Annotated in this window: 13 protein-coding genes and 1 other annotated feature; of the genes, 7 read left to right on the top strand and 6 right to left on the bottom strand. The window is 54.4% G+C overall.

What is annotated here, in order from left to right; all coding sequences use genetic code 11:
* Nucleotides 1-171: 171 nt before the first annotated feature.
* Complete coding sequence (metG, locus tag F3H12_RS01975) at nucleotides 172-1,818, bottom strand: methionine--tRNA ligase (protein WP_149677665.1); 1,647 nt, start codon at nucleotides 1,816-1,818, stop codon at nucleotides 172-174.
* Between the two features lie 584 nt (nucleotides 1,819-2,402).
* Here metG and F3H12_RS01970 point away from each other — a divergent pair.
* The 5 genes from F3H12_RS01970 to F3H12_RS01950 all read left to right on the top strand — a co-directional run bounded on the left by F3H12_RS01970 (nucleotide 2,403) and on the right by F3H12_RS01950 (nucleotide 7,665).
* Nucleotides 2,403-2,831 carry a GntR family transcriptional regulator gene (locus F3H12_RS01970; protein WP_422822193.1) on the top strand — a complete coding sequence of 143 codons (429 nt, stop codon included), beginning with the start codon at nucleotides 2,403-2,405 and terminating at the stop codon, nucleotides 2,829-2,831.
* A complete protein-coding gene (locus F3H12_RS01965) occupies nucleotides 2,824-3,720 on the top strand; it encodes an ABC transporter ATP-binding protein (protein WP_149677664.1) in 897 nt (298 codons plus the stop codon). Before F3H12_RS01970 ends, F3H12_RS01965 begins: the two co-directional genes overlap by 8 nt.
* Nucleotides 3,695-5,632 carry an ABC transporter permease gene (locus F3H12_RS01960; RefSeq protein WP_149677663.1) on the top strand — a complete coding sequence of 646 codons (1,938 nt, stop codon included), beginning with the start codon at nucleotides 3,695-3,697 and terminating at the stop codon, nucleotides 5,630-5,632. Before F3H12_RS01965 ends, F3H12_RS01960 begins: the two co-directional genes overlap by 26 nt.
* Before the next feature lie 135 nt (nucleotides 5,633-5,767).
* The gene (locus F3H12_RS01955; protein WP_149677662.1) at nucleotides 5,768-7,297 is read left to right on the top strand and encodes a response regulator transcription factor; all 1,530 of its coding nucleotides are present in this window, start codon (nucleotides 5,768-5,770) and stop codon (nucleotides 7,295-7,297) included.
* Between the two features lie 185 nt (nucleotides 7,298-7,482).
* Complete coding sequence (locus tag F3H12_RS01950) at nucleotides 7,483-7,665, top strand: DUF6485 family protein (RefSeq protein WP_149677661.1); 183 nt, start codon at nucleotides 7,483-7,485, stop codon at nucleotides 7,663-7,665.
* On the opposite strand, the gene tyrS is transcribed toward F3H12_RS01950, so the two are convergent.
* The 4 genes from tyrS to F3H12_RS01930 all read right to left on the bottom strand — a co-directional run bounded on the left by tyrS (nucleotide 7,666) and on the right by F3H12_RS01930 (nucleotide 13,379).
* On the bottom strand, nucleotides 7,666-8,892 hold the full coding sequence (tyrS, locus tag F3H12_RS01945; protein WP_149677660.1) for a tyrosine--tRNA ligase: 1,227 nt from the start codon (nucleotides 8,890-8,892) through the stop codon (nucleotides 7,666-7,668).
* 119 nt (nucleotides 8,893-9,011) lie between these two features.
* Nucleotides 9,012-9,273, bottom strand: a binding site (T-box leader).
* A 73-nt stretch (nucleotides 9,274-9,346) separates the two neighbouring features.
* Complete coding sequence (locus F3H12_RS01940; RefSeq protein WP_188118320.1) at nucleotides 9,347-10,807, bottom strand: Rne/Rng family ribonuclease; 1,461 nt, start codon at nucleotides 10,805-10,807, stop codon at nucleotides 9,347-9,349.
* The gene (locus F3H12_RS01935) at nucleotides 10,800-11,501 is read right to left on the bottom strand and encodes a TIGR03936 family radical SAM-associated protein (RefSeq protein WP_149677658.1); all 702 of its coding nucleotides are present in this window, start codon (nucleotides 11,499-11,501) and stop codon (nucleotides 10,800-10,802) included. The genes F3H12_RS01940 and F3H12_RS01935 overlap by 8 nt, the downstream gene beginning before the upstream one ends.
* A gap of 3 nt (nucleotides 11,502-11,504) precedes the next feature.
* Complete coding sequence (locus tag F3H12_RS01930; RefSeq protein ID WP_149677674.1) at nucleotides 11,505-13,379, bottom strand: TIGR03960 family B12-binding radical SAM protein; 1,875 nt, start codon at nucleotides 13,377-13,379, stop codon at nucleotides 11,505-11,507.
* Between the two features lie 359 nt (nucleotides 13,380-13,738).
* Here F3H12_RS01930 and F3H12_RS01925 point away from each other — a divergent pair, with 359 nt between their 5' ends.
* Both F3H12_RS01925 and F3H12_RS01920 read left to right on the top strand, forming a co-directional pair.
* Entirely contained in the window at nucleotides 13,739-17,185 is a 3,447-nt protein-coding gene (locus F3H12_RS01925; RefSeq protein WP_149677657.1) for an RNA polymerase sigma factor, read from the top strand.
* Between the two features lie 381 nt (nucleotides 17,186-17,566).
* Nucleotides 17,567-22,558, top strand: coding sequence for an Ig-like domain-containing alpha-2-macroglobulin family protein (locus F3H12_RS01920; protein WP_149677656.1), 4,992 nt, complete (start codon nucleotides 17,567-17,569; stop codon nucleotides 22,556-22,558).
* Between the two features lie 153 nt (nucleotides 22,559-22,711).
* Here F3H12_RS01920 and F3H12_RS01915 read toward each other — a convergent pair whose 3' ends face one another.
* Nucleotides 22,712-23,389 (bottom strand): RluA family pseudouridine synthase, encoded by a 678-nt coding sequence (locus F3H12_RS01915; RefSeq protein WP_243133159.1) that lies wholly within the window; start codon nucleotides 23,387-23,389, stop codon nucleotides 22,712-22,714.
* Nucleotides 23,390-23,478 lie beyond the last annotated feature (89 nt).

The following is a 23,478-nucleotide window of genomic DNA, read 5'->3' as shown; positions in this document are numbered from 1 at the left end:
CATATGCGGTTTTATTGTCATACCCAAAATCCGCAAAACTGCCAAGAAAACCAAGCAATCCAGAAGTACAGCTCAATATTATCAAGGTAAAAAATAAAGAAAAACAGAGATATTAAAAGAAAACGAGAGCTTATTAAGGGAGCACCGCTTATGCGGGGCGTGGCAATCTCTTCAGGTGGGAGTCGTCCTCTCCCGAAGCCTCTGCAACTCCTCTTCCGCCACCTTCTTATCCAGGCGCTTGAACAGAATCTCGGGCTCGTTCAGCCTGCGGCCTGCCTCAACGAACACAGGCTTCCAGCCGGAAGGCTCAAGATCGCCCAGCATCTTCCGGGTTTTTTCGCAGGAGAATGGAATGAACGGCTCCAGCAGAACGCTGAGATTTCCGATGATCTGTACCAGGCTGAACAGGGTTTGGGCACAATCTTCGGGAGCTTCCCTGACGGTGATCCAGGGCTTCCTGTCATCAAAATACTTGTTGGCAAAACGGACCAGCGAGAAGGCCGACTGGAGCGCGTCCCGGAACGCGCCTTCCTCGATGAACTCCCCGCACCGCCTGAAGGCTTCCTCAATCACCGGTCCGATTTGTGCATCCGGGCATCCCTCGGGAACCCTTGCCCCATAGCTTTTTTGGATGAAAACCAAGGTCCGGTTGACGAGGTTCCCGAACTGTCCTGCCAGGTCCGCGTTATGGGTGTTGACAAACTCCAGCCAGGAGAAGTCGGAATCCTTCTTTTCGGGCCCGTTGGCTATAAAGAAATAGCGTATGGAATCAGGCTGGTACCGCTCCAGAAGATACGGAATCCACACCGCCCAGTTCTCGCTGGTGGATATCTTTCTGCCTTCAAGGGTTTCGTACTCGGCCGAAACGATCCTGTCGGGAAGCCTGAGACCGCCATGGGCCAGCAGGAGGGCAGGCAGGATGACGGTATGGAAAGGGATGTTGTCCTTTCCGTGGACATAATAGTGCCGGACATCGTCACTGTCGGGATTCCAGAAGGTCTCGAAGCTGTTGCCCGTTTTTTCGCACCACTGCCTGCATCCGGAGAGATAACCCAGGACAGCCTCAAGCCAAACATAAATCTTTTTGTCTTCAAAGCCCGGAATGGGTACATCGATGCCCCAGTCAATATCCCGGGTGGCAGCCCGGTCGTGAAGCCCTTCATCCAGATACCTGCCGGTAAGACCAACGGCATTGGCCCGCCAGTGTTCGGCCTTGTCCAGGTAATCCCGGATTTCCTTCTCAAGCCTGCTCAGCGGGATGAAAAGATGGGTGGATTTCCGGAATTCGGGCTCGGTACTGCAAATACCGCACCTTCTGTCCGACAGCTGGACAGGATCCAAAAGGCTTCCGCAGTGGTCGCACTGATCCCCCTTGGCATTTTTCCCGCATACCGGGCAATTTCCGATCACGAACCGATCCGGCAGGAATTGGCCGCACTTTGCACAGAAAGCCTGCTCAACCTCTTTCTCATACAGGAAGCCTTTACGTCGAAGGGCTGTGAAGAATTCCCGGACAAAAGCCTTATGGTAAGATGAAGTGGTGCATCCGTAGCTGTCATAGGTAAAGCCCAGCCGCCTGAAGGAGTCCTCAAACTCCCTGTGATAATGTTCCGCAATGGACGACGGGTGAACGCCTTCCCTCCTTGCCTTGATGGTGATGGGCGTACCATGGCAATCGCTGCCGGAAACATAGCAGACCGTGTCGCCCCTGAGCCTGTGGTATCTTGCCAGGACATCCCCTCCTATCAGGGATGAAAGATGACCGATATGAAGCGATCCGTTGGCGTATGGCCACGCGCCTCCGATCAATATTTTCATAAACACCATTCCTTTCCCCAGAAATTCAGCGGTTATGGTTCATCCAACGGGCTGTGCCCGGCCGGGGCCCGTTCGCCCCCGCATGAAAATCACATCGGGTGAACCGGTGATTACGCCGTCCGTATTGATCGCATCAAAAAAGCTCCCACCCCCAAGCATCCTACTTGGGGACGAGAGCGTATCTGCTTCGTGGTACCACCCCTGTTCACCCTTCCCTCGCGGGAAAAGGCCTCAGCGAGTACGGCATGCCAATGGCATGCTTATACTCCGGCACGCTAACGGGTGCATCCGTCGCAGCCTAAGGCTTGAACAAGCGTTCGGTGCGCAGCTCCAGGGCCATGTTCGGTAAAGGCTTTCCCCATCCTTTCACACCAGCCGGACTCTCTGACGGGAATGCGGTCATTCCCTGGGTATTTCCGATACCTACTCTCCCTTTCAAAGCCTTTCGTTTAGTTTTGGGAATATTATATGCCAGAAAAAGGGGATTGTAAACATGGCCTTGCGATTGGCGCACGGCAAATTCCTTGACAGATTCTTCACGCACTCAGTATAATAAGTGTACTATATGTATTAGTACACCTATTATGCTTTTCCGGGATCTCCGCAGGGAAGGAGGGATCGCTATCATCATCATTGACGTGCGAAGTCCGAAACCCATTTACGAGCAGATCAAGGACAATATCAAACAGCTCATCATAACCGGCGCCCTCAAGGAGGGTGAGAAACTGCCCTCGGTCCGGGAACTGGCGCAGACTACCTCCATCAATCCCAACACCATACAAAAAGCCTACAAGGATCTGGAGTCGGAAGGATTCATCTATTCGGTGCTGGGCAGGGGCAATTTTGTGGCGGCTCCGCCGGTCAAAAAAGACCAGGAACGGATTGATTCCCTCATGGCCTCCATCAGACCCCTCATCAGGGAACTGCATTACCTGGGCCTGACCAGGCAGGAGATTCTGGAACTGATGGAGCATGCTATTTCGGCGGATAAGGAGGGTGAATCCCATGATTGAAGTCAGGGATCTGAAGAAATCCTTCGGTGATTTTTGGGCTTTGAACGGTGTGAACATCAGCGTGCCCAGAGGATCGGTCTACGGGCTGGTGGGCCCCAACGGGGCGGGCAAGACCACGCTGATCAAGCACCTGGCCGGCGTCTTTATTCCCGACAGCGGCACCATTACCATCGACGGCCAGCCCAGCTTTGAAAACGTCCAGGTAAAGTCCAGGGTCGTCTACATCCCCGATGATATCTACTTCTTCCCCCAGGCAACCCTGCTGGACATGAAAAAATTCTATCAGTCCGTCTATCCGTTATTCGACGAGGAGCGCTTCAAGAAGCTCCATGAAGTGTTCCCGTTTGATCCGAAAAGAAGCCTCCGGCGTCTGTCGCGGGGCATGAAAAAGCAGGCGGCCTTCTGGCTGGGCATCTGCCTGAAACCCGATCTCATGCTGCTGGATGAGCCGGTGGACGGGCTTGACCCGGTGATGCGCAGAAAGGTCTGGAGCGTTCTTCTGCAGGATGTGGCCGAAAGGAACATGACCGTATTTGTCTCATCCCATAACCTGCGGGAACTGGAGGATGTCTGCGATCATGTGGGCATCATACATGAGGGCCGAATCATCCTGGAGAGAAACCTTTCTGAGATTCAGAACAATATCATCAAGCTCCAGGTGGCCTTTGACGGCCCTCTGCCCGAGGAGATGAACCAGTTGGACATCCTGAACAGGCAGGTCACCGGCCGCGTATGGGTATTGATCGTCCGCGGGGACAGGGACAGGATACTCAGCCATGTGGGAAACCTCAATCCGATCATTATGGATGCCCTTCCCCTCACCCTGGAGGAAATCTTCGTTTATGAGCTGGGAGGTATGAACTATGCGGTCAAAAACATCATCCTTTAATAAAGGCATTTATGTCTTCAACCTGAAGCGCTTCTGGCTGATCGCCTTTGCATTCGCCTTCCTGCTGACTTTGAACATTCTTGGATTCCTGCGCATTGCATCAAAAGAAAGCCATGACATTTTTGCAGGATTCATGCTCAGTGAAATCGCCCGTTCGATTTTCGGACATACCCATACCCTGGTAATCCTTCTGTTTCCCTTTTTCAGCCTGATCGCTGCACTGGCCATGTTCTCCTACATCCATTTTCAGAGCAATACGGCCATGATCCACGCGCTGCCCGTCACCAGGAACAGCCTTTTTACAACCCATTACCTGGCGGGCCTTACCCTGGTGATGCTGCCTCTGCTGATATCGGGCACCATTTTGGTCGCAGGTGAACTGGTGATCGGCATCGTACAAATCGGCAATTCCCTGCTTTGGATCCTGGTTTCAGCCGTCTTCCTGTTCCTGTTCTACTCGTTTGCGGTGTTTGCGGGGATGTTTACCGGGCACATGGCAGCCCATGCCCTGTACTTCTTCATATTCAACTTCCTTGCCGTGTTTTTGGAAGACGTGATCGAAACAGTCCTGTCCTCCCTTCTTTTCGGCTATGTGCCGCCGAGAGACAGCCTTCTGGTCCTCTTTTCTCCCATCGCTTACCTGTTGGAATGCTTCACCGATTTTGCATATGGCAGAGGTGACTGGCTGGCCATTGCCTGTTATCTCCTGGCAGGATTGCTTTTCACCTGGGGCGCACGGGCTGTCTATCTGAAGCGCCATATGGAAACGGCTGGTGACGTGGTCAGCGTCCAGATCATGAAACCTGTCTTCAAATACAGCGTGGCCTTCTGTTCCTCGGCGCTACTGGGCAATATCATTGTCAGCCTGATGAACCTTGGCAGGAGCTTCACGGTCTTTGTGGTAGGTTACCTGATTGGCGGCTTCATTGGTTACTTTGCCGCTGAAATGCTCCTTAGGAAAACCTTCCGGGTCTTCCGGAGAACTAAGGGCTTTATCGTCTTTGCCCTGATCATGGTCCTGCTTCTCTGTGCGATCAACTTTGATCTCTTCGGATATGAAAGCTATGTGCCCGATGCCCGGGACGTGGAGATCATGCTGGTGAGCAATTATGCGGATGAATACGCAATGCTCGCGCTGAACCCTGAAAGCTACAATCCCGAAAGGCACAGGTATATGTTCAGCAACAGCTACGGTGTGGAACCTCCCGCCAGGCTGGATGATCAACTGATCCAAAACCTGAAGCAGAGGCAGGGTGTTCTGGAAAGACCCGAATCCATCGAAAAGGCGATAGCCCTTCACCGGTTTGTCATCCGGAATGCTTCGTCCCTCGACAGGCAGGACCGGTGGGAGAACATTTATTACGATGAATCTTCCGGGTTCTACCATTTCAACCTGTATATTGCCTATCGTCTCAAGAGCGGCCAAATCGTGGAAAGATCCTACATCCTCCCCTTTGTCGAGGGCAGGACGGGCGGCCTGGAAGACAGGCTCAAGGAACTGGTAAGCTCGGATGAGTACAGGGAAAAGGCCAATCCCCTGCTTGCCGTTGAACCCAACGATCTGATTTCCATCGAAGTGTTTTTCAACGATAATGCGGACAATCCGACCATCCTGGATCTGGTTACCGCAGAGGAACGGGAAGCATTTATGATGGCCTACAGGCAGGACATCCTGGAAGAAGATCCCCTGAACAAGTTCATGAACAGAAAGTTGTCAAATACCACCAGCATTTTTGTCACCTTCAATTTCAAGGAAAACCGCGCCAACTTCGAGGAATCCGGTATAGACTACTGGGTAAGTAAATCCAGGGTTATCACCCTGGAAGCCAATGACCGGCATACCCTGAAGTATCTGGCCGAAAAGGTCACTTTCAGCGAGGAGATATGGCAAAAGCTGATCAATCGTTATTAGTTGTTTGCCATTATCCATAAACCACCCTACTACACAGTTCGGACTGCCCGATGGGCAGTCCCTTTTTTCTTGCCAGAAATTTATCAATGTAATAATATATTGGTGGTGTCAGGCGTTTTCAGTCAGGGAGGTTCTATGCGCAAGGATTTGTACGGCATCCTTCTGAGAATTGAACATGCTATCGGGCAAAAGGCATATGATGCTGCCCTCTCCTTGTTTGAGGAAAACGCGGCGGAATTGATGACTGCCCAAAATACCAAGCCCATGATGCTTTTGGTCGGGGACATCCCCTATGATCGGTTTACTACCCCATTCCAAAAGCTCATACTGGGCTGGGCCTGCTTCATGTGCGGGGATAACCGGCGCCTGACCCAAATCCTGGATGACATGGAAACCTGCACGCTGACATCGTCGGTTGAAAGTGCCGTATACTATTCTCTCAAAGCGGTTTCAGTCTTCTCGTCCAACCCGGAAGAAGCCCTGAAGTATGCAAGGTTTTCTGTTGAGAGCGTGGAAAGGGAGCCCGGCAGCCTCTATGCAGCCAATGCCAGGCTGACTTACGGCCAGCTTCTTTCCGGTACAGGCGACCATCGCAAGGCCGCCCATGAGTTTTTCAGCGCATACCATATTTTCAAGAAACATCGATACTACTATCCCGCGGTGATGTCCCTGGTCAGTTACGGACTTAAGAAACATGCCCTGGGTGAAATTGCCGATATCGTGACCCTTTTCAGAAACGAACTGGCCGCCTTAAGCAGGAAGGACAAAAGCAGCGTATACCAGCTGCTCCGGCTGCCGCTCGGCATCGCTTTTTTCGAGATGAACAGACAAAAGCTTGCCGTCAGACACCTGGAAAGCGTTAAGGAGCTGATATACCAACTGGGTTTTGTCCAGATGTACGGCGTGCTGGAGATGTATCTGGTCTATGCCTATGGCATCAGCGGATGGTACGATCGGGCCTATGCCCTGATCGATGAACTGGCCGGCCGGCTGTCCGGGCTGAACTTTGAAAATGTCGATACCCTCTGCGCCGCCCTGCGGGCCCAGATCAACTTGTTTGAAGGCGTACCGGTATCGGATTCGGACAAGGAACTGCTGGAAGCTGAGTACCTGGTCAATGGCAAAAACACCCCCATCGGCACCTTGCTGATGCTGGCAAGGCTTAAGTTCAACGGGGACATAGAAAGCTTCAGCATGAACGACCTGATCGCCTGGTTCGATTCTCCGGATGCAGCCAAAAACGTTCCCTTCGCACAGACCGCTGCCATCCTGATCGCCGAATACTATTATCAGATGCGGGAGATGAACTATTGCCGCGAATACCTGGAGAAAGCGGTGGATATCTATACCAACTCCAGGCTTGCCGTGCGCTTCCTGATAGAAAAAGCCGAATGTCTGACCCTGCTCCGGGAAACTAACAGGGACCTTTATCGCTTGCAGAAATCCAGGATGAGGCACCAGGCTGCTTTAGGCGCCCTGACCCCAAGGGAAAAGGAGATCCTTTCCCTTATGGCCCAGGGTATGTCCAACAAGCAGATCGCCCACCATCTGTATATCGGGATAGGCACCGCCAAATGGCACATCAATAATATTTACGGTAAACTCCATGTCAAAAGGCGTTCCCAGGCCGTAGCCCAGGCGAGGAAGCTGGGGTTGCTGCCGTGAGCGCACTCAATTGAAATCCATCCATCCCCTTGTTATACTAGGTTGTGGAGAAATCAGCCACGCCCTGATGCCTGATCTCCCGTCGCAAACGCCCTTGAACCGGCAGGCTCAGGTTTTTGCTGCCGTAGCGGCGTATGCCTCCAGGACGCCAGGCACGGGCCAATCTGAATCAAAGGAGAGGGACTATGGATTGCAGTAACCGCAACGCATGTACCTGTACTTACCCTTGCTCACGCCGTGGAAAATGCTGCGAATGCGTCGCCTACCACAGAAAGTACGGCGAGGTGCCGGGCTGCTTTTTCTCCAAGGCCGGCGAGGCAACCTACGACCGTTCCGTCGAAAACCTTTACAGGGATTCACGCAAGTGATCAGCACGTCCTGTCCGGCTTGCACAGCCTGGTAAAATGCTTCCTTCCCGCCTGGAGGATATCCCCGTCCCGGACAGGTATTCTGAATTGGTTAACCTTTTCCGCGTTCAGCCTGACACCGCCCTGAAGGATCAGCCTTCTGGCCTCGCTGGAACTGGGCGCAAATCCGGACTTCACAAGGATCCTGACCAGGTCCGTGTTCCCCTGGTCATCGGTGAACGGGGACACATCCAGGTCCACCATATCTTTGGGCGGCTCCCTGTCCCGGTACACGGTATTGAAGTATTCCCGGGCAGCGTCCGCCGCTTGCCTGCCATGGTAAAGCCGGACAATTTCATGGGCAAGGCAGGCCTTGATATCGCGGGGATTCTCTCCGTTGTCCAGCCTTTCCCTGTACAGATCCACCTCGTCGGGATGGAGATCGGTACACAGTTCAAAGTAGCGGATGATCAGGCTGTCGGGGATGGCCATGATCTTTTCAAACATGACTCTGGGGTCCTCGTTGATACCGATGCTGTTGCCAAGGCTCTTGCTCATCTTCTCAACGCCATCGGTACCTTCCAGGATGGGCATGAACAGGGCCACCTGGCTCTCCTGCCCATAATGTTTCTGGATATCGCGTCCCATCAGGATGTTGAACCGCTGGTCGGTACCGCCCATCTCGATGTCAGCCTGAATCGCCACGGAATCATAGCTCTGCATCAGCGGGTAGAACAGCTCGTGGAGGCCGATGGTCAGATTGGCGCTGAACCGCGATTTAAAGTCGTCCCGTTCCAGTATCCTGGCCACGGTTGTCTTTCCCGCCAGTTCCAGAACAGCGGCCAGGTTCAGCCCGGAAAGCCACTCGCTGTTGAATCGGATTTCTGTCCTTTCCGGCATCAGGATCCTGAAAAGCTGTTCCTTGTAGGTTGCGGCGTTTCTCAGGGTTTCCTCATGGGTCAGCTGCTTTCTGGTCTTGGATTTCCCCGAGGGATCCCCGATCATGGCGGTGAAATCCCCCAGGATGATGACCGCCCGATGGCCCAGCTCCTGCATCTGCCTGATCTTTCTCAAGACCACCGCATGGCCCAGGTGGAGATCAGGGGCTGTCGGATCGAGACCGAGCTTCACAGTCAGCGGTCTTCCCTTCCCGGCGGCATCGTGGAGCTTCCTTTGAAGCTCTTCCGGATTGATAATCTCCGCTGCTCCCTTTGCAATGATCCGCATTTGCTCGTGGATCGGCAACATTTGCAACACCTGCCTCGTGATAGTCGTATCATACGGAACATCCAGCCAAGGCCCTTAAAGTCCACCCATCCTGCCGCCGCTTCCGAAAGAGAAAGCAATAAAAAAAGCCTTCATCCTCCCATGAGGACGAAAGCCTGATGCTTCGTGGTACCACCCCAATTCGTTGATGCCTGTGGCATCAACCTCATTCAGGTACGGCCATATCGGCTTATACCCTGGCACTGTAACGTGTGCCCCGACGGCGCAGCCTACTGGCCTAAAGCGGCGTTGGGTGCGCGGCTCGAAGATGTATTCAGATGCCCGTTTCCTGCCCCTCTCACCAGCCGGGAACTCTCTGTTGGAAGCCCGGAGCATCCTACTCTTTCTTGTCATAGCCTTTATGCATGGTATTCCGTAATTAGGAGAGATTATACCTGCAAGCATGGATTTTGTCAAGGAATTTATTGAAGCCCTGTCACGGCCCTTCCCTCATGCGCATATCGCCATAAGCCACATCGGTGGACGGGGTGATCCGGATCTGACAGGCATATTGCTCCCCGAGCTTTACCAGCCTGTCCTTCTCCTGCCCTTCCAGCACCTTATGGATGTCCGGATGGACCAGGATCTCCAGGGAATCGGGATGATTGCTCATGAGATACCGGGCCATTCGCCGTTCCACCCTCTTTGCAACGACCATGGGCGACAGATGCCGGCCCGTACCGCCGCAACAGCGGCAATCCACCGTCAGATAATCTGCAAGGGGCTGCCTGACTTTCTTACGGGTCATTTCCACAAGCCCCAGCCCGGTCATCCCTACCACCACGGTTTGGGTCCTGTCCCGTTTCACCGCCTCTTTCAGCCTGGCCACCACTTCTTCCCGGTGGGACTTATCCTGCATGTCGATGAAGTCGATGATGATAATGCCGCCGAGATCCCGGAGCCGTACCTGCCTGGCGATGGTTTCCACCGCCTCGGTGTTGATCTTCAGGGCCGTATCCTCAAGACTGGTGCGGCCCACATATTTGCCGCTGTTGACATCAATCACCGTCAGGGCTTCCGTCCTGTCAAACACCAGGTAACCGCCGCTCTTCAGATAGACCTTCCGGGAAAGGGCCTGGCTGATGGCGCTTTCCACCTGGTAATAGTCAAAGAGATCATAGTCCCTGTCAAAATACTCCACCCGCGGTCTGAAGCCGGGTGAATCGGAATCCAGGAGCCGGTTGACCTGTTCCCAGATCTCCCTGTCATTGACGATGAAGCGATTCAGATCAGGCGTCAGATGCTCCCGGATCATGTGGCTGACAAAATCGGTCTCCTGATACAGGCAACGGGGAACAGGTCCGCCTGATTGCTGCTCCAGAATCCTGTTCCATTTCCCGATGAGACTCTCTATCTCATCCTTCAGCCATTCCACGGGAACATGCCTGGCCGCAGTCCGGATGATGAGCCCGGCGCCTTCGGGCTTCAACGCCCGGGCCAGTTCCTTCAGACGTTTTCTTTCCTCGCCGTCATCCAGGCGTTTGGATATCCCGGCCGTGTCCTGGTTTGGGAGCAGCACCGCGAAGCGTCCGGGCAGCGTGATGCGGGTGGTGACCCTGGGTCCCTTTTGCCCCGACATCTCCTTGACAACCTGTACCGTCAGTTCCTGCCCTGCTTTCAGAAGATGCCCAATGGGGGGTAATGCCCCGGAAAGATTGTTTTGATCACCATCGGTCAGGAGATCCCTGACATAGAGAAATGCATTCCTGGAAAGCCCGATGTCGATGAAGGCCGCCTGCATGCCGGGCACCACCCGTTCAACCCTTCCCCGGTAGATGTTGCCCAGCATGCTTTCCTTTTCGCGCTCTTCCACATAGAATTCTACGAGTTCGCCATCCTCCATGACAGCCAGGCGTATCTGGCCCATGCTGGCATCCATCAGAACGTCCTTAGTCATCGGCCACCTCAAGGGGGCTTTTCCACTCATTGAAGTCGGACGCAAACATCGCCCTGCGGTGTATGGATTCCACCGTGAGTTCAAGCCCCGTTTTCTGGGCAAAAGCCTGCATCAGCAGATCCGGCCTGAGGTTGTTTTCTGCCCCAGCGCTCAGGAACGCCTCCATGATATACCCGTCGCCATCGGGTTTTCTGACCGAAAGGGAATAGATCAGCGGCCTGATGTTGACCGGTCGCATGCCCTTCTTGGTCTTTTTCATCACTGTGATATCTTCCTGATCCAGGAAATCGATCACAATGCCGCTCAGCGTATCCTGATCCATGGCCTGCGGGATGGTGAAGGCGATTTCATACCTGGCAGACGCGATCAGGCTCATGATCCTGCCCATGTTCCTGACGGGCACGGCTTCCATCACCTCAATGCCTTCGGGCAGGCTCTGGTTGATACGCGATATGAATGATTCAGGCGTCATCTCCTCATCAAACTCAATATCCGCATATTCGGCGGAGCTGGTCAGTCCCACCGCGATGGGCAGGCCAAAAACAATTTTCTGGCGAGGATTGAACCCCTGTGTATAGGCAACAGGCAGTCCGGCGCGCTTGATGGCCCGCTCAAACAGCCTCAGTACATCCAAATGGGCTATATATTTCAGCCTTTCGTCTCTTGAGAACCGGAATCTCAGCGCCCTGGCCATCTGTCAACCTCCTGCCTGATCTTGATTTTTCTTTTGCTTAAAGCAGATGCCTGCCCCGTATACCGTGGCGCCGCAATGCGAACAGCCGCTGGCGCAGTTGCGCGTCAGGTCGCCTTCATAGGCCTTCCGGCATTCCCGGATCAGGAACTCCTTGGTCACCCCTATATCGATATGATCCCAGGGCAGGACCTCGGAGAAGTCCCGCCGCCTGTTAGCGTAAAAGGCTGAATCGAGGCCATTGGCCCTGAACGCCTCCTGCCACCGCTCGAAGGAGAAATGTTCATCCCAGCCGTCGAACCTGGCACCCATTTTCCAGGCCGTGTAGATCACCTTGCCCAGCCTTCTGTCTCCCCTGGCCAGGACAGCCTCCATATGGCTGATCCTGGGGTTGTGGTAATGGTATACGATCTTCCGCGTCCTTCTTCGGATCCGATCCTTCAGATGGTGCTGCTTTTCGGTAAGGGTTTCGATATCGTCCATGGGTTCCCACTGGAAGGGTGTAAAGGGCTTGGGCACAAAACATGAGGTGCTCAGGGTAATCTGAAGGCTGCCGCCGTTCTTGTCAGCGATCCCCCTGCAGGACTCGACAAGGCTGATCCCCATATCGGCAATCCCGTCCACATCCTCCATGGTTTCAGTGGGAAGCCCCAGCATGAAATACAGTTTGACCGAGTTCCAGCCGCCGGCAACGGCCAGCTGCACCGACGATTTCAGGTCCTCGTCGGTAACGCCTTTGTTGATGACATCCCTGAGCCTTTGGGTTCCGGCTTCCGGCGCAAAGGTCAGCCCGCTCTTGCGGATCTTGGAAGCCCGTTCCATAAGCCCAAGGGAGAAATTGTCCACCCTGAGGGACGGCAGGGACAGGTTCACATGCTCTTTCTCGGTAAACGCCAGCAGTTCGTCGCAAAAAGCGGGCAGCGCGGAATAATCGCTGGTGCTCAAGGATACCAGGGATATTTCCTCGTAACCCGTTTTCCTGACAGAACTGCGGGCCAGTTCATTGAGCTTTTCCGGCGATCGTTCGCGCACAGGTCTGTAGATGAAACCGGCCTGGCAGAACCTGCATCCCCGGATGCAGCCCCTGAAGAGCTCCAGCATAATCCGGTCATGCACGGTCCCGATGTAGGGGACGATGATATCATCCGGAAAATCCACCTGGTCCAGGTCCCTGACAACACGGCGTCTTACCACATCCGGAACCTTTTCGGATTTGGGCAGGATATCCAGAATGGTTCCGTCATCATAGTAGATCACCTCGTACAGGGAAGGAACATAAACCCCTTCGATGCCGGCAACCTGTTCCAGGAAGGCTGCCCTGTTACCGCCCGAGCTTTTCCATTCCTTGTACGCGTCAATGATCTCATGGATCACTTCCTCGCCTTCGCCTATGACAAAGAAGTCGATAAAATCGGCAAGGGGCTCCGGATTCACCGCGCAGGGACCGCCCGCGCAGACAAAGGGATGGCTCTCGTCCCTGTCCTTTGCCAGCACCGGAACGCCTCCCAGATCCAGCATGTTGAGGATATTGGTATAGCTCATCTCGTATTGCAGCGTAAAGCCTATGATATCGAACTCGGACAGAGGGGTATAGGTTTCAAGGGCATAAAGCGGGATGCCCCTTTCCCGCATGAGCCGTTCCATGTCCACCCATGGGGCGAACACCCGCTCGCAGTAGGTGTCCTCCCGCTTGTTCATGGTATGATAAAGAATTTTCATGCCCAGATGGGACATGCCAATTTCATAATCATCCGGGAAGGCAAAGGCAAAGCGGACCTGCACCGCATCAGGATCCTTCCGGACCATATTCCATTCGTTTCCCGTATATTTGGCAGGCTTTTCGATCTGCAGGAGCAGTTTATCATCAAGTTTGACTCTCATCATTTTTAAAAGGATGCTTCTCGCATCCCAAACCTCCAAAAATTTCCATTAATGTTTGTACAGAACACTTCTTATGATACCTTATCTCATGGAAAAAGGCAAGGTATGCTCTCCCCGGGAAAACCGGGCGTTATTTCCGCATATCCCTGTTCAAACTTGTCTGGGACCCGTACTGAATATTATAATGAAGTTATGGCAACAAATCGGACAGAGGCTCGAAATTCTTCCAGGCATTTCATTTGCTTCACATCATTGGCGGAATAGCCTGAACATATTGCATGGAAAGCGATATGCCAATAACGCCGTTGCTTTCCGGTTAACAGGAGCTCCGCGCTCCCGTAGGTAAGGAGAATGATAGCATGAACAACGACAGGCTGCTTGCGGAAAAAGTTCTCAGGGGCGAAACCCAGGCCTTCGGAGAACTGATAACCTCCTATTATCCCGGACTTTACGGATTCCTGATCAAAATGGGAGTTCCGGACTCACGCGCCGGGGATCTGGCTCAGTCCATCTTTGTCGACATCTTCCGGAATCTGTACCGGTACAATGATCGTTGGGCTTTTTCCACCTGGTTTTACAGAATGGCCTATGACAGGTTCAGAAAAGATAAGCAGAAACAGCCCCGGATGCGTCATCCCAGGATCCCCGAATACCTGATCAGGCACGACGATGAATCCGAAGAAGAAAAATCCCTGGGCGTCCTGCTTGATCCGCTCCATGATGAGGATCGGGCCATGCTCATCCTGCATTATGATCACGGGCTCACGCTGCGGGAAATCGGCCGGGTGTTCGGCCTTTCCGGCAGTTCGGCCAGGATGCGGATGGATCGGGCGCTGGGATTTCTCGCCGGCAATGTTCAGACTTCAGAAGACCGGTTTTCAGAAGCGGTGGAACGGCTCATTGGGAGGATCAGTCGCAAGGTTCCCTGTGAAACGGTCCCCGAGGAAGCCATCATGGACATGGCAGAAAAGGAAGCCGGCCGGAAGCCCGGGTTCATTGCATACGTCACCAGCCCGGTCATGCTGAGAAAAATATGGCCGATAGCGGTTCCGGCCTTCCTTGGCGTGCTGCTCCTCGCCCTTCTGGTCGTCCAGGACGTTTCCAAACCTTTCTGGGGGTCAGTCATGACCATTTTCGACAAGGACAACCGACCGGCCCTCGCCGATACACCCTTTGAAAACACCGGTACCCCCATTTCCTTTACAAGCGTTACAGGCCTACTGTCGGGCGATGAACTGGTTGCCAGGCTCAACGAAACGGGTATGGACGCAACTTCCTGGGAGGTGCTCCACGCCAATCAGGAACAGTTCATCATCCGGATCGGCCATATCATAGTCAGTTGCAGGAACGATGAATTTCGTCAGTTGATTGACCTGGAAAGCATCGGGCTTTCCGTCGGCCAGGGTGAACCGGAGTTCAGCGTTGCACCGACAGGAGCTTTCATGGTAGTCGGCATTCCGGGAACAGAAGCCGGTGCAGGTACCTATCTTTTCAACCTGTCAGACGGCAGTTACTACCGGTTGTCTGAAATGGGCCCGGACCAGGTGGTATATGCCTGGTCACCGCTTGGCAATTACCTGGCCTATGCCGGCAGTACCGGCGCCGGCCCTGTTTTCCTGCTGGACATGCAGGCCCTGCAGCTCATGAAAATTGAATCCGCTGTTGCGGCAGCGAAGCTTTTTGTCACCAATAACGGCGGCATTGGCGTCTTCTCGGGCGATCAGGCCATGTTCGCATCGGCTGATGATGCGGCATGGAAAACCCAACTGGTGCAGCATGAACCCTTCTACATCAACCCCGATTCCGGCACTATCTGGTATGTTCTCAACGGCGTGATCATGAAGCATGTGACAGCCAATGATCAGGATACCGCCATCGTTCCGGATTCCGGAGCCGGAAACGGCGGCAGCCAGGATGCCTATATCACTGATTACCGCCTTTCAGGCAATTATCTCGTCTTCAAAATGCGTAACGGCAATTCCGGAACCCTGAACCTGAGAACAGGGAAGATCAGCGTCTTCAATACGAGCCGGGAACTGCGGCAGGAATTGCTGCCCTGGTGCCGGACCACTGCTTCAGGCGCCCGCGTCATGTTTGACAATGAGGGATCCTTCCTCATTGTTTCGGAAAGCAGTGTGACCGCTCCCCGCATCCCCGGTTACAGCGAACTGAAGCCCTATCAGACCAATTGGGTCGACGAGGAAAACATCGCCTATGTGCGCATGATTGATGAAACGGATCCCAAGGCCGGGGAGTTTTCCATCTATACCATCAATGTTCTGACAGGCGCGGTCACCGAGGTGTTCCGTTCGGTTGACAGGGAACCTGTCCTGAACAACGATGATCCCGCCGCCCCGAACAACGCTTCCCCTGCCCCAGGCACACAGGACACCACGGTCAAAATCTATGAGACCGAAAAGGCTACCGGCAGCCGCGTGGAGTCCTTTGTGATCAAAACCTGCAAGGTGAAGAACGGTCCCGGGGACAATTACACCGACATAGGCGAAATCAGGCAGAACGAAATCATCATCTACAACAGCCGTGTGGTCAACGGCTGGTGCCTGGCCCAGAAGGTATCGGGCATGATCAACTATTACGATACCCGCAACGCTTTCTGGATTAAGGCTGAAAACATCTATTCCTATAATCGCAGCAACCTGCCGGTAGGCGTGATAACCGCCGACAAGGTCAAGCTGTCCAGGATAACCCTGAGCAAAGGCAACCTGATACGCATCATTGTCCGGGGAGATCAAAAGAGCTATGTCATACCCGACACCATCGACACCAATTTTGGCATTACAGGCTGGATCAGCAACGACAGCTTCACTCAGGATCTGGGCAGCGCCTATTACAACCAGGCATACCTCAGGAAAGGGAGCACGGCATACAGCATGCCGGACTTCGGTTCCGAACCTGCAACCGATTTCAACAACTTCATGTCCAGCATCGGTACGGATGTGTTTGTCACCCTGACCGGCAAAGCCGAGAACGGGTTCCTTCATGTCAGGCTTCCCAGCGGTACGGCCGGCTGGGTAAGGGAGCAGGATATCTACCTGCCCGGAGGCTCTGGCGGTGGCTCCGGCGGAGGTTATGGCGAAAGCCCGGGCGGAAACGCCGATACATCCGAACCCGCGGGCCTCTACCTGGATCTCAATGGCGACGGCAACGAAGACAGGATCCGTTTCACCACCGACGGCAGGCGGTACACCCTGACCGTCAACCAAAGCAAGGCGGAAGGCCAGGGCTCCGGGATCCAGTCCGAGTTCAGGCTGGTGGACATCAACCCGTCGGATGCCTTCTATGAGATTGTTATTGAGGAACACGGCTCCGGCAGCGACTATTCAAGCACATTCTTCTATTATGACGGCCAAAGGCTGGTCAATATGGGCAAAGTACCGGGTCTGTGCGGGAACACCGACGCCGTGAAAGGCGACGGCATCGTGCGCGCCAGGGCCCGCAGCAGCATTCTGGAAACCTGGTACTATACCCGGGAGTACCGCCTGAACACGCAGCATAAGCTGGTGGAGTCGCCCAGCGCCTTCTACGAAAAGATAGGATACAGGAACGCCAGCCCCTTAAGGCTGAAGATTGAATCGCTGCCCTTCCTCCTGTCCCCCGGCAGCAACGAAGTATCCTTTGTGCTGAACCGGAATGAAACGGTCCGCTTTGTGGGCAGCGACAACCAGAGGTGGTGCCTGTTCCAGACAAACGATGGCCGCTTCGGCTGGCTGGAAGTCTACGATTCGCGGTATATCGGCGGCACCGGGCTCCACGCATCCGATGTGTTTGACGGGTTATCAGATTAAACCAGTGGGACGGTTCCCGTTTCGGGGATCGTCCTTCTTATATAACGGAGAGGTTAGAGACAAATGATTGGAAGGAGATCGCCACGCTCGTTTCACGCGCTCACAATGACATGTCGGGCATGCATCCCATGGGCCATGGCCTTTTGGGTCATTGCGAGGAGGCAATAGCCGACGAAGCAATCTCACTCCCTTCCGTGGTCAAACTGGGAGTAAAGAGATTGCCACGCCCCGCTGATGCTTCACTCGCAGTGACACCTGCTCTGAAAGGACTGAGTTGGTATAGAACTGAAAATATTGGGCAATCGGGCGAACCATAAGCTGCCTTAGGCCGTCTAATCGGTATGGGATATGTCTATTTGATTTTTTAGGAGGTAGAGTGCTATGCGGGACAAGCTGCTGGCCATTTTCCTTATCCTGGCATTAAGCGTTTCAGCCCTATGGATTGGCAATCCACTGGGAACAGTTGAGGCCAGTGCGGACACCTTCAGGGGTGGCTTTTCAGTCACGCCATCGAAGCAGGACGATTCAGGCATCGCTCTGGATACAGCTTTTTATCTCACATCCCAGCTTCCTGTCACATTGGACTACCTGAAAGACAACCTGACCATACGCGGGCAGACCCCACCTGAAATCTCCGCGCTGCCCGATGGGAGGTTTTTGGTAAAGCCCTCCGAAAAACTGGAGAAAAACAGCCTTTATGTGATCGATATCCGGACGCCCGACGGATCGACCGTCAGTTTTGCCTTCCAGACCCCGCGGGAACTGGCTGTCGTCGGCAGCCTGCCCCAGGACATGGCAACCGGCGTGCCTGTTGACACGGGCATAGAACTCTACTTCACCTACCAGGACGTGGAGGATATCGAGAAGTATTTCGAGATTTCCCCAAGGGTGGAAGGCCGGTTTGAGTCGCACGGTTATGTTCGCAGCTTCGTCCCGAAGAAGCTGGAACCGGGGACCATTTACACGGTTACGGTCAAAAAGGGTCTCAAGGCCGCCAAAGGGGTGCAAACCCTCGCGGAAGACTATACCTTCTCTTTTGAAACCGCGCAGGACAGCACCCATACCGCGGATCCCTACCCCGGCAGCCTGGGAATCGGCGATATCTGGTTCGACTTTTCAACCCGGGAATCGCCCGTCATTCCTTTCTACCTCTATCTGCCGGGCATGCGGGACCAGCAGAAAATCGATGTAAAGGCAGCCGTTTACCGCTTCCGTGATGAAAACGCCCTCATCAAAGCCATCAGGGAAAGGGAGAAGGTGCCTTCCTGGGCATATTATTCATACAGCAAAGTCCGGACCGATGTTTCCTCCCTGGATAAGGTAATGGAATTCACCCAAAGCTTCAGCGCGGATTCCCCGGGTACCTGGTACATGATGCTGCCCGAGAGCCTCCCCCATGGTTTCTATATCATCGAGCTGTCCAGCGGGGATCTGTCGGCACAGGCTTTCATCCAGTCATCGGACACATCGGCCTTCTTTATAGAGGACAAGAACAGCGGCCTTTTCTGGGTGAACAACGTGGTCACCGGGAAGGCCACCGTTTCGGCGACCATAGAAGATTTGGCCACCGGAAGAACCACAAAAACCGACAGCAAAGGCCTTGCCCGTCTTGAAGGAACCTCGGCGGGCAAAGATCCGGCAAGGATGGATTTTTATCGGATCACGACCGCCAATGGCCTGGTAACCCTCCTCAATGCCGGTTATCTCTATACGCCCTATAACGACGACAGTCCGAGCCTGTACTGGCGTTATCTTCAGACCGACCGCACCCTCTACAAGCCCGACGACCTGGTCCAGTTCTGGGGATTCGTGAAAAGCCGGGTTGATAACACCTCCCCCGACAAGGTGACCATTGAGCTGTCCGAGGGTGGATATATCCGACCCATGTATGACAGCTTTGTCCGGTGCTTTCTGCCCTTCATCATGGGGAAACCGCTGGAAACCCTGACCCTGGACGTGAAGGACGGTTTCTTCAGCGGCGAACTCCGGCTTCCCGTCCTGGACCCCGGATCCTACAGCCTGGTGGTCAAATCCGGGGATACAATCCTGTCCTCCAGCTATATCCGGGTGGAAAACTATGTGAAGCCCTCCTATCAGTTGACCATTACCTCCGATAAGAAGGCGGTATTTGCCGGGGAGAAGATCACGTTCACCATCAAGGCTTCCTTCTTTGACGGTACCCCCGTGTCCAATGTTCCGATAAGATACAGCATCAGCGGATACAGCGCCAGTCAGTCCGGCGAGGGGATCACCGACCGGAACGGTGTTCTGACCGTGGAATACACTCCCCAATATGCCCAGGGCATGCAGGGGGGAATCTATTTTGGCATCAGCGCTTCCACAAAGCTTCCTGAAATCGGGGAGATCTATCAGTACCATGATTTCCGGGTGTTCGCGAACCATGCGGAACTGGTGACGGGCGGCGAGATAAAGGATGGAACCGCATCGGTATCCATCACGGCCCACCAGGTGGAACTGGACACCCTCAACGATGAAGACCCGTCCAACGACAACCACCTGGGCCGGATAATTCCCGGGCATACAGCCGATGTACAGGTTTACCATATCACCTGGGACAAGGTGGAGATCGGCGAGGATTACGACTTCATCAACAAGGTGGTCCGCAAGCGGTACGAATACCGGGAGAGAAAGACCCCTGTTGCGAGCCGGACGCTTACCACCGATGCCAATGGCCAGGCGCGCTTTGCATTCCCGGTGAATAAGGTGCAGGAGGGTTATTACACGGCCGTGATAACCTCGAAGGACCAGAAAGACCGTGAACTGAAATACGAAATTAGCCTCTATGACCGTTCCTGGCGCTATTACCCGCCCATCGACGATTATTATCATCTCAGGGCTGACAAGGGGGGCTACCGCTCCGGGGAACCCGTCCATGTGCAGTTCTATAAGGGTGAGGAGCCTGTAACCGGCTATCGCACCCTGTTCGTGGAAGCCAGGAACGGCATAATCGGCGCAGAAATAAAGGACCAGCCGGTATACAGCAGGCCCTTTGATGCCGACCTTTCACCCAATTATTTCGTGGAAGGCGTGATGTTTACCGGCACAAGCTATATTCACTCAGAATGCTGGGTTTCCTATGATTATGAGGAGAAGCGGCTCTGGCTGGATGTCAAGACCGACAGGGACAGCTACAGACCCGGCGAGGCCTGCACCGTAACCGTTACGGCAACCGATTCCGACGGCAGGCCCGTTGCTGCCATGGTGAACATCTCCCTGGTTGATGAGGCGTTGCTTCAGCTCTCCGACCAGTCCATCGATCCCCTGAGCCGGCTTTATACCTGGATAGGCAGCGGCATCATCCGATACAGCACAAGCCGGCTGAACAGCCCCATGTATCCTGTGCGGGCAGGCATCAACCAGGCAGCGGGTGTAGTGGCGGTTGACTCGGCAGCGGAGAAGGCAAACATGACCCTTAAAGCGGCGCCGGTTCCCCAACCCGAAACGGCCGCAGGCGCGTCCATTTCCGACGGCGTGGTTGTCCGCTCGGATTTCCGGGATACGGCCTGCTTCAGGACCATCCAGTTGGACGAGAATGGCAGAGGAACCCTGACCTTCACCCTGCCCGACAGTGTTACCTCTTTCAGGCTGGCAGCCGCCGCCATATCGGTTGACCTGCATGCCGGCTCGGAAGTTACCCAGGCCAGTGTTTCCATGCCCTTCTTCATCAATGACGCCATGAGCCTGACCTACCTTTCGGGCGACAAACCCTATATCGGTGTCACGGCATACGGCCAGGAACTGAAGGAAGGCGAAACCGTTGACTTTGAGATACGGTGCAGGGAGTTGGGCGATTTCACGGCAACTGCCTCGGCAAAAGCCTTCGAGCGGGTGAACATTCCCCTTCCCAGGTTGCCGGAAGGCACCTACAACCTGGAGATCTATGCAAGGAGCAAAAGCGGACTGGCCGACGGTATCCGGAGGACCATCCAGGTTTATGATTCCTACCGCACCATGGAAACGGCATCCTATAAGGAACTGGTTCCGGGGGTAAAAATCGATGCCGGTGGCAGCGGGCTGACAACGCTCATCATCACCGATACGGGACGTGGCCGGATCATTCGCGAACTCCACAGCCTGGCATGGGGTTATGGGCACAGGATCGACCAGAAGCTCACAGCCTACCAGGCACGGAAGCTGCTGAAAGAACTGGTAAGCAGCGAGGAATTCTATTACGATTTGAGCGATCCGGATGCAGCCAGCTACAGGAACGAGGACGGCGGCTACGGCATCCTGCCCTATGCCTCCAGTGATATCAGGATGTCGGCCCTGCTGGCCCCATGGCTCGGTGAAGTGACCGATACAACATCCCTGAAGATGTATTTCTACAATGCCCTGTTGACCGACCATACCATTAACGCGCCTGCCCTGTATGGCCTTGCGGCCCTGGGTGAGCCGGTTCTTTCGGAGCTTGAGCTGGCCAGGAACACCGAGAACCTGTCGCTGACCGACTACATGCTTGTAGGCATGGCTTACCAGATGCTGGGCGAGACCAGCACAGCCCGTGAGATCTACACGTCCCGTATCCAGCCCCATCTTGAGCGCATGGATCCCTATATCCGCGTCAGGGTAAAAGATGGCGATATGGACGCTTCCCTGGAGCAGACCGCCCTCCTGGCCGCCTTCGCCGCCAGCCTGGGCATGGAAGAATCCGACAGGATGTATGACTATGTGGTCAGCAGATACTCCAGGGATGTCTATACGGGCGTCGAGCGCCTCATCTACCTGACTGAAAGGCTGAAGGCCGCTGAAGGCGACACCGTGGAATTTGAATACACCTATAATGGCAAGAGCCACCAGGTAAAGCTTGAAATGGGACAAACAGAATGCATCCGGATCCCGTCGGTAAAGGCAGGCGAATTCCGGGTAACCCGGGTGAACGGCAAGGCCGCCGTGCTGTCCATCTATACGGTACCATTGGCACAGCATGGAGAAAACGACGGCAACGTGATCATCACGCGTAAGTACTTTAACGCGCTGACCGGCGAGGAAACCACCACCTTCGGCCCCAATGACATCGTGAAGGTTCAGATCGAATACACCATCAAGGATGAGGCCATGGACAATGTCTACGAGATTACCGATTATGCGCCCTCCGGGCTTAAACCTGTTTCCAACCCCTGGTCCTACGGTATCACCCGGGATTATGGATGGTATTACCGGAACATTGACGGGCAGAAGGTAACCTTTGTGGTTGGAAAGAGAGATAAGATAGAGCATTATAAACCTTTGACCTATTACGCGAGGGTTGCCGGTCCCGGCGAATTCATCGCGGAAGGCACAACGGCGCAAGGTTCCATGGTGAAAACCAGCCTTACTGTTATTAAGGACACCATGGTAAAAATACTCCCCTAGAACTTCTTTCAGTTGAGCCGGCTGGATAAGCCGGCTCTTTTTTTATCCGCGCAGCACAGCAGTCACCATTCTGCAGTCACTGTCGCGCAGATGTGCAAACATCCGGCTTTACGGTCTCACTTGGATACTGGTACATAGCGTTTGAAATGCAAATCAACAGGACGGGATCCGGAAAAGATTCCAGGGGTAAACGTTTGGCGGGGGCGCCGTGAAGGCCATCCTCTCCTTTTTTACCGGATGCTCCACCTCCATCCGCCAGGACCAGAGGGCCAGATCGTTCCGGTTCCTTTCCCCGAGGTCGCGATACTTCACATCCCCATAGAGCGGCGTTCCCAGGCTTGCCATCTGGACGCGGATCTGATGGGCTCTTCCCGTTTCCAGTTCAACTTTTATAAGGCTCAGGACCTCCCTGCTTTCCAGCACCTCATAGTCCAGCACGGCTTCCTTTGCACCCGGTGTGCCCGCCTCCACGACCGAGACCCGGTTGCTCTGTTTGTCCTTGAGCAGGTAATGGACCAGGTGCCCCCGCCGGTCTTTCGGGCAGCCATATACCACAGCCAGGTAGGTTTTAGCGGTAAGGCGCTGCCGGATCTGATCCGACAGCCGGGATGCCGCCTTGGAAGTCCTGGCAAAGACTATGACACCGCCGGCATTCCGATCCAGCCTGTGCACAAGGCCGAGATAGACGTTTCCGGGCTTGTTGTACTTTTCCTTGACATATGCCTTAAGCATGCTGAGGAAATCCCCGGTGCCGCTGCTGTCGGCCTGAACCGGGATTCCCGGCGGCTTGACGGCTACGAGCAAATGGTTATCCTCATACAATATGTTCATCTTTATTTCTTCCTCCATCAGGACATTGTATCAGGGATTCTTTCGGAATCGATCCAGTCCGCTGTATAAAGCGTACCATGTTTGCCGTA

The sequence above is a fragment of the Thermoclostridium caenicola genome, assembly GCF_900142095.1.
GTDB lineage: Bacteria > Bacillota > Clostridia > DSM-8532 > DSM-8532 > Thermoclostridium_A > Thermoclostridium_A caenicola.
The sequence above is the reverse complement of the archived record's forward strand: the minus strand, read 5'-3'. Positions and strand labels throughout refer to the sequence as shown.

What these genes read in the sequence shown, in the direction of transcription:
- F3H12_RS01950 (WP_149677661.1), top strand. Translation starts at nt 7,483, where the DNA reads ATGGATTGCAGTAACCGCAACGCATGTACCTGTACTTACCCTTGCTCA.
- F3H12_RS01955 (WP_149677662.1), top strand. Translation starts at nt 5,768, where the DNA reads ATGCGCAAGGATTTGTACGGCATCCTTCTGAGAATTGAACATGCTATC.
- F3H12_RS01935 (WP_149677658.1), bottom strand. Translation starts at nt 11,501, where the DNA reads ATGGCCAGGGCGCTGAGATTCCGGTTCTCAAGAGACGAAAGGCTGAAA.
- F3H12_RS01970 (WP_422822193.1), top strand. Translation starts at nt 2,403, where the DNA reads ATGCTTTTCCGGGATCTCCGCAGGGAAGGAGGGATCGCTATCATCATC.
- F3H12_RS01930 (WP_149677674.1), bottom strand. Translation starts at nt 13,379, where the DNA reads ATGAGAGTCAAACTTGATGATAAACTGCTCCTGCAGATCGAAAAGCCT.
- F3H12_RS01965 (WP_149677664.1), top strand. Translation starts at nt 2,824, where the DNA reads ATGATTGAAGTCAGGGATCTGAAGAAATCCTTCGGTGATTTTTGGGCT.
- F3H12_RS01915 (WP_243133159.1), bottom strand. Translation starts at nt 23,389, where the DNA reads ATGAACATATTGTATGAGGATAACCATTTGCTCGTAGCCGTCAAGCCG.
- metG (WP_149677665.1), bottom strand. Translation starts at nt 1,818, where the DNA reads ATGAAAATATTGATCGGAGGCGCGTGGCCATACGCCAACGGATCGCTT.
- tyrS (WP_149677660.1), bottom strand. Translation starts at nt 8,892, where the DNA reads ATGTTGCCGATCCACGAGCAAATGCGGATCATTGCAAAGGGAGCAGCG.
- F3H12_RS01960 (WP_149677663.1), top strand. Translation starts at nt 3,695, where the DNA reads ATGCGGTCAAAAACATCATCCTTTAATAAAGGCATTTATGTCTTCAAC.
- F3H12_RS01920 (WP_149677656.1), top strand. Translation starts at nt 17,567, where the DNA reads ATGCGGGACAAGCTGCTGGCCATTTTCCTTATCCTGGCATTAAGCGTT.
- F3H12_RS01940 (WP_188118320.1), bottom strand. Translation starts at nt 10,807, where the DNA reads ATGACTAAGGACGTTCTGATGGATGCCAGCATGGGCCAGATACGCCTG.
- F3H12_RS01925 (WP_149677657.1), top strand. Translation starts at nt 13,739, where the DNA reads ATGAACAACGACAGGCTGCTTGCGGAAAAAGTTCTCAGGGGCGAAACC.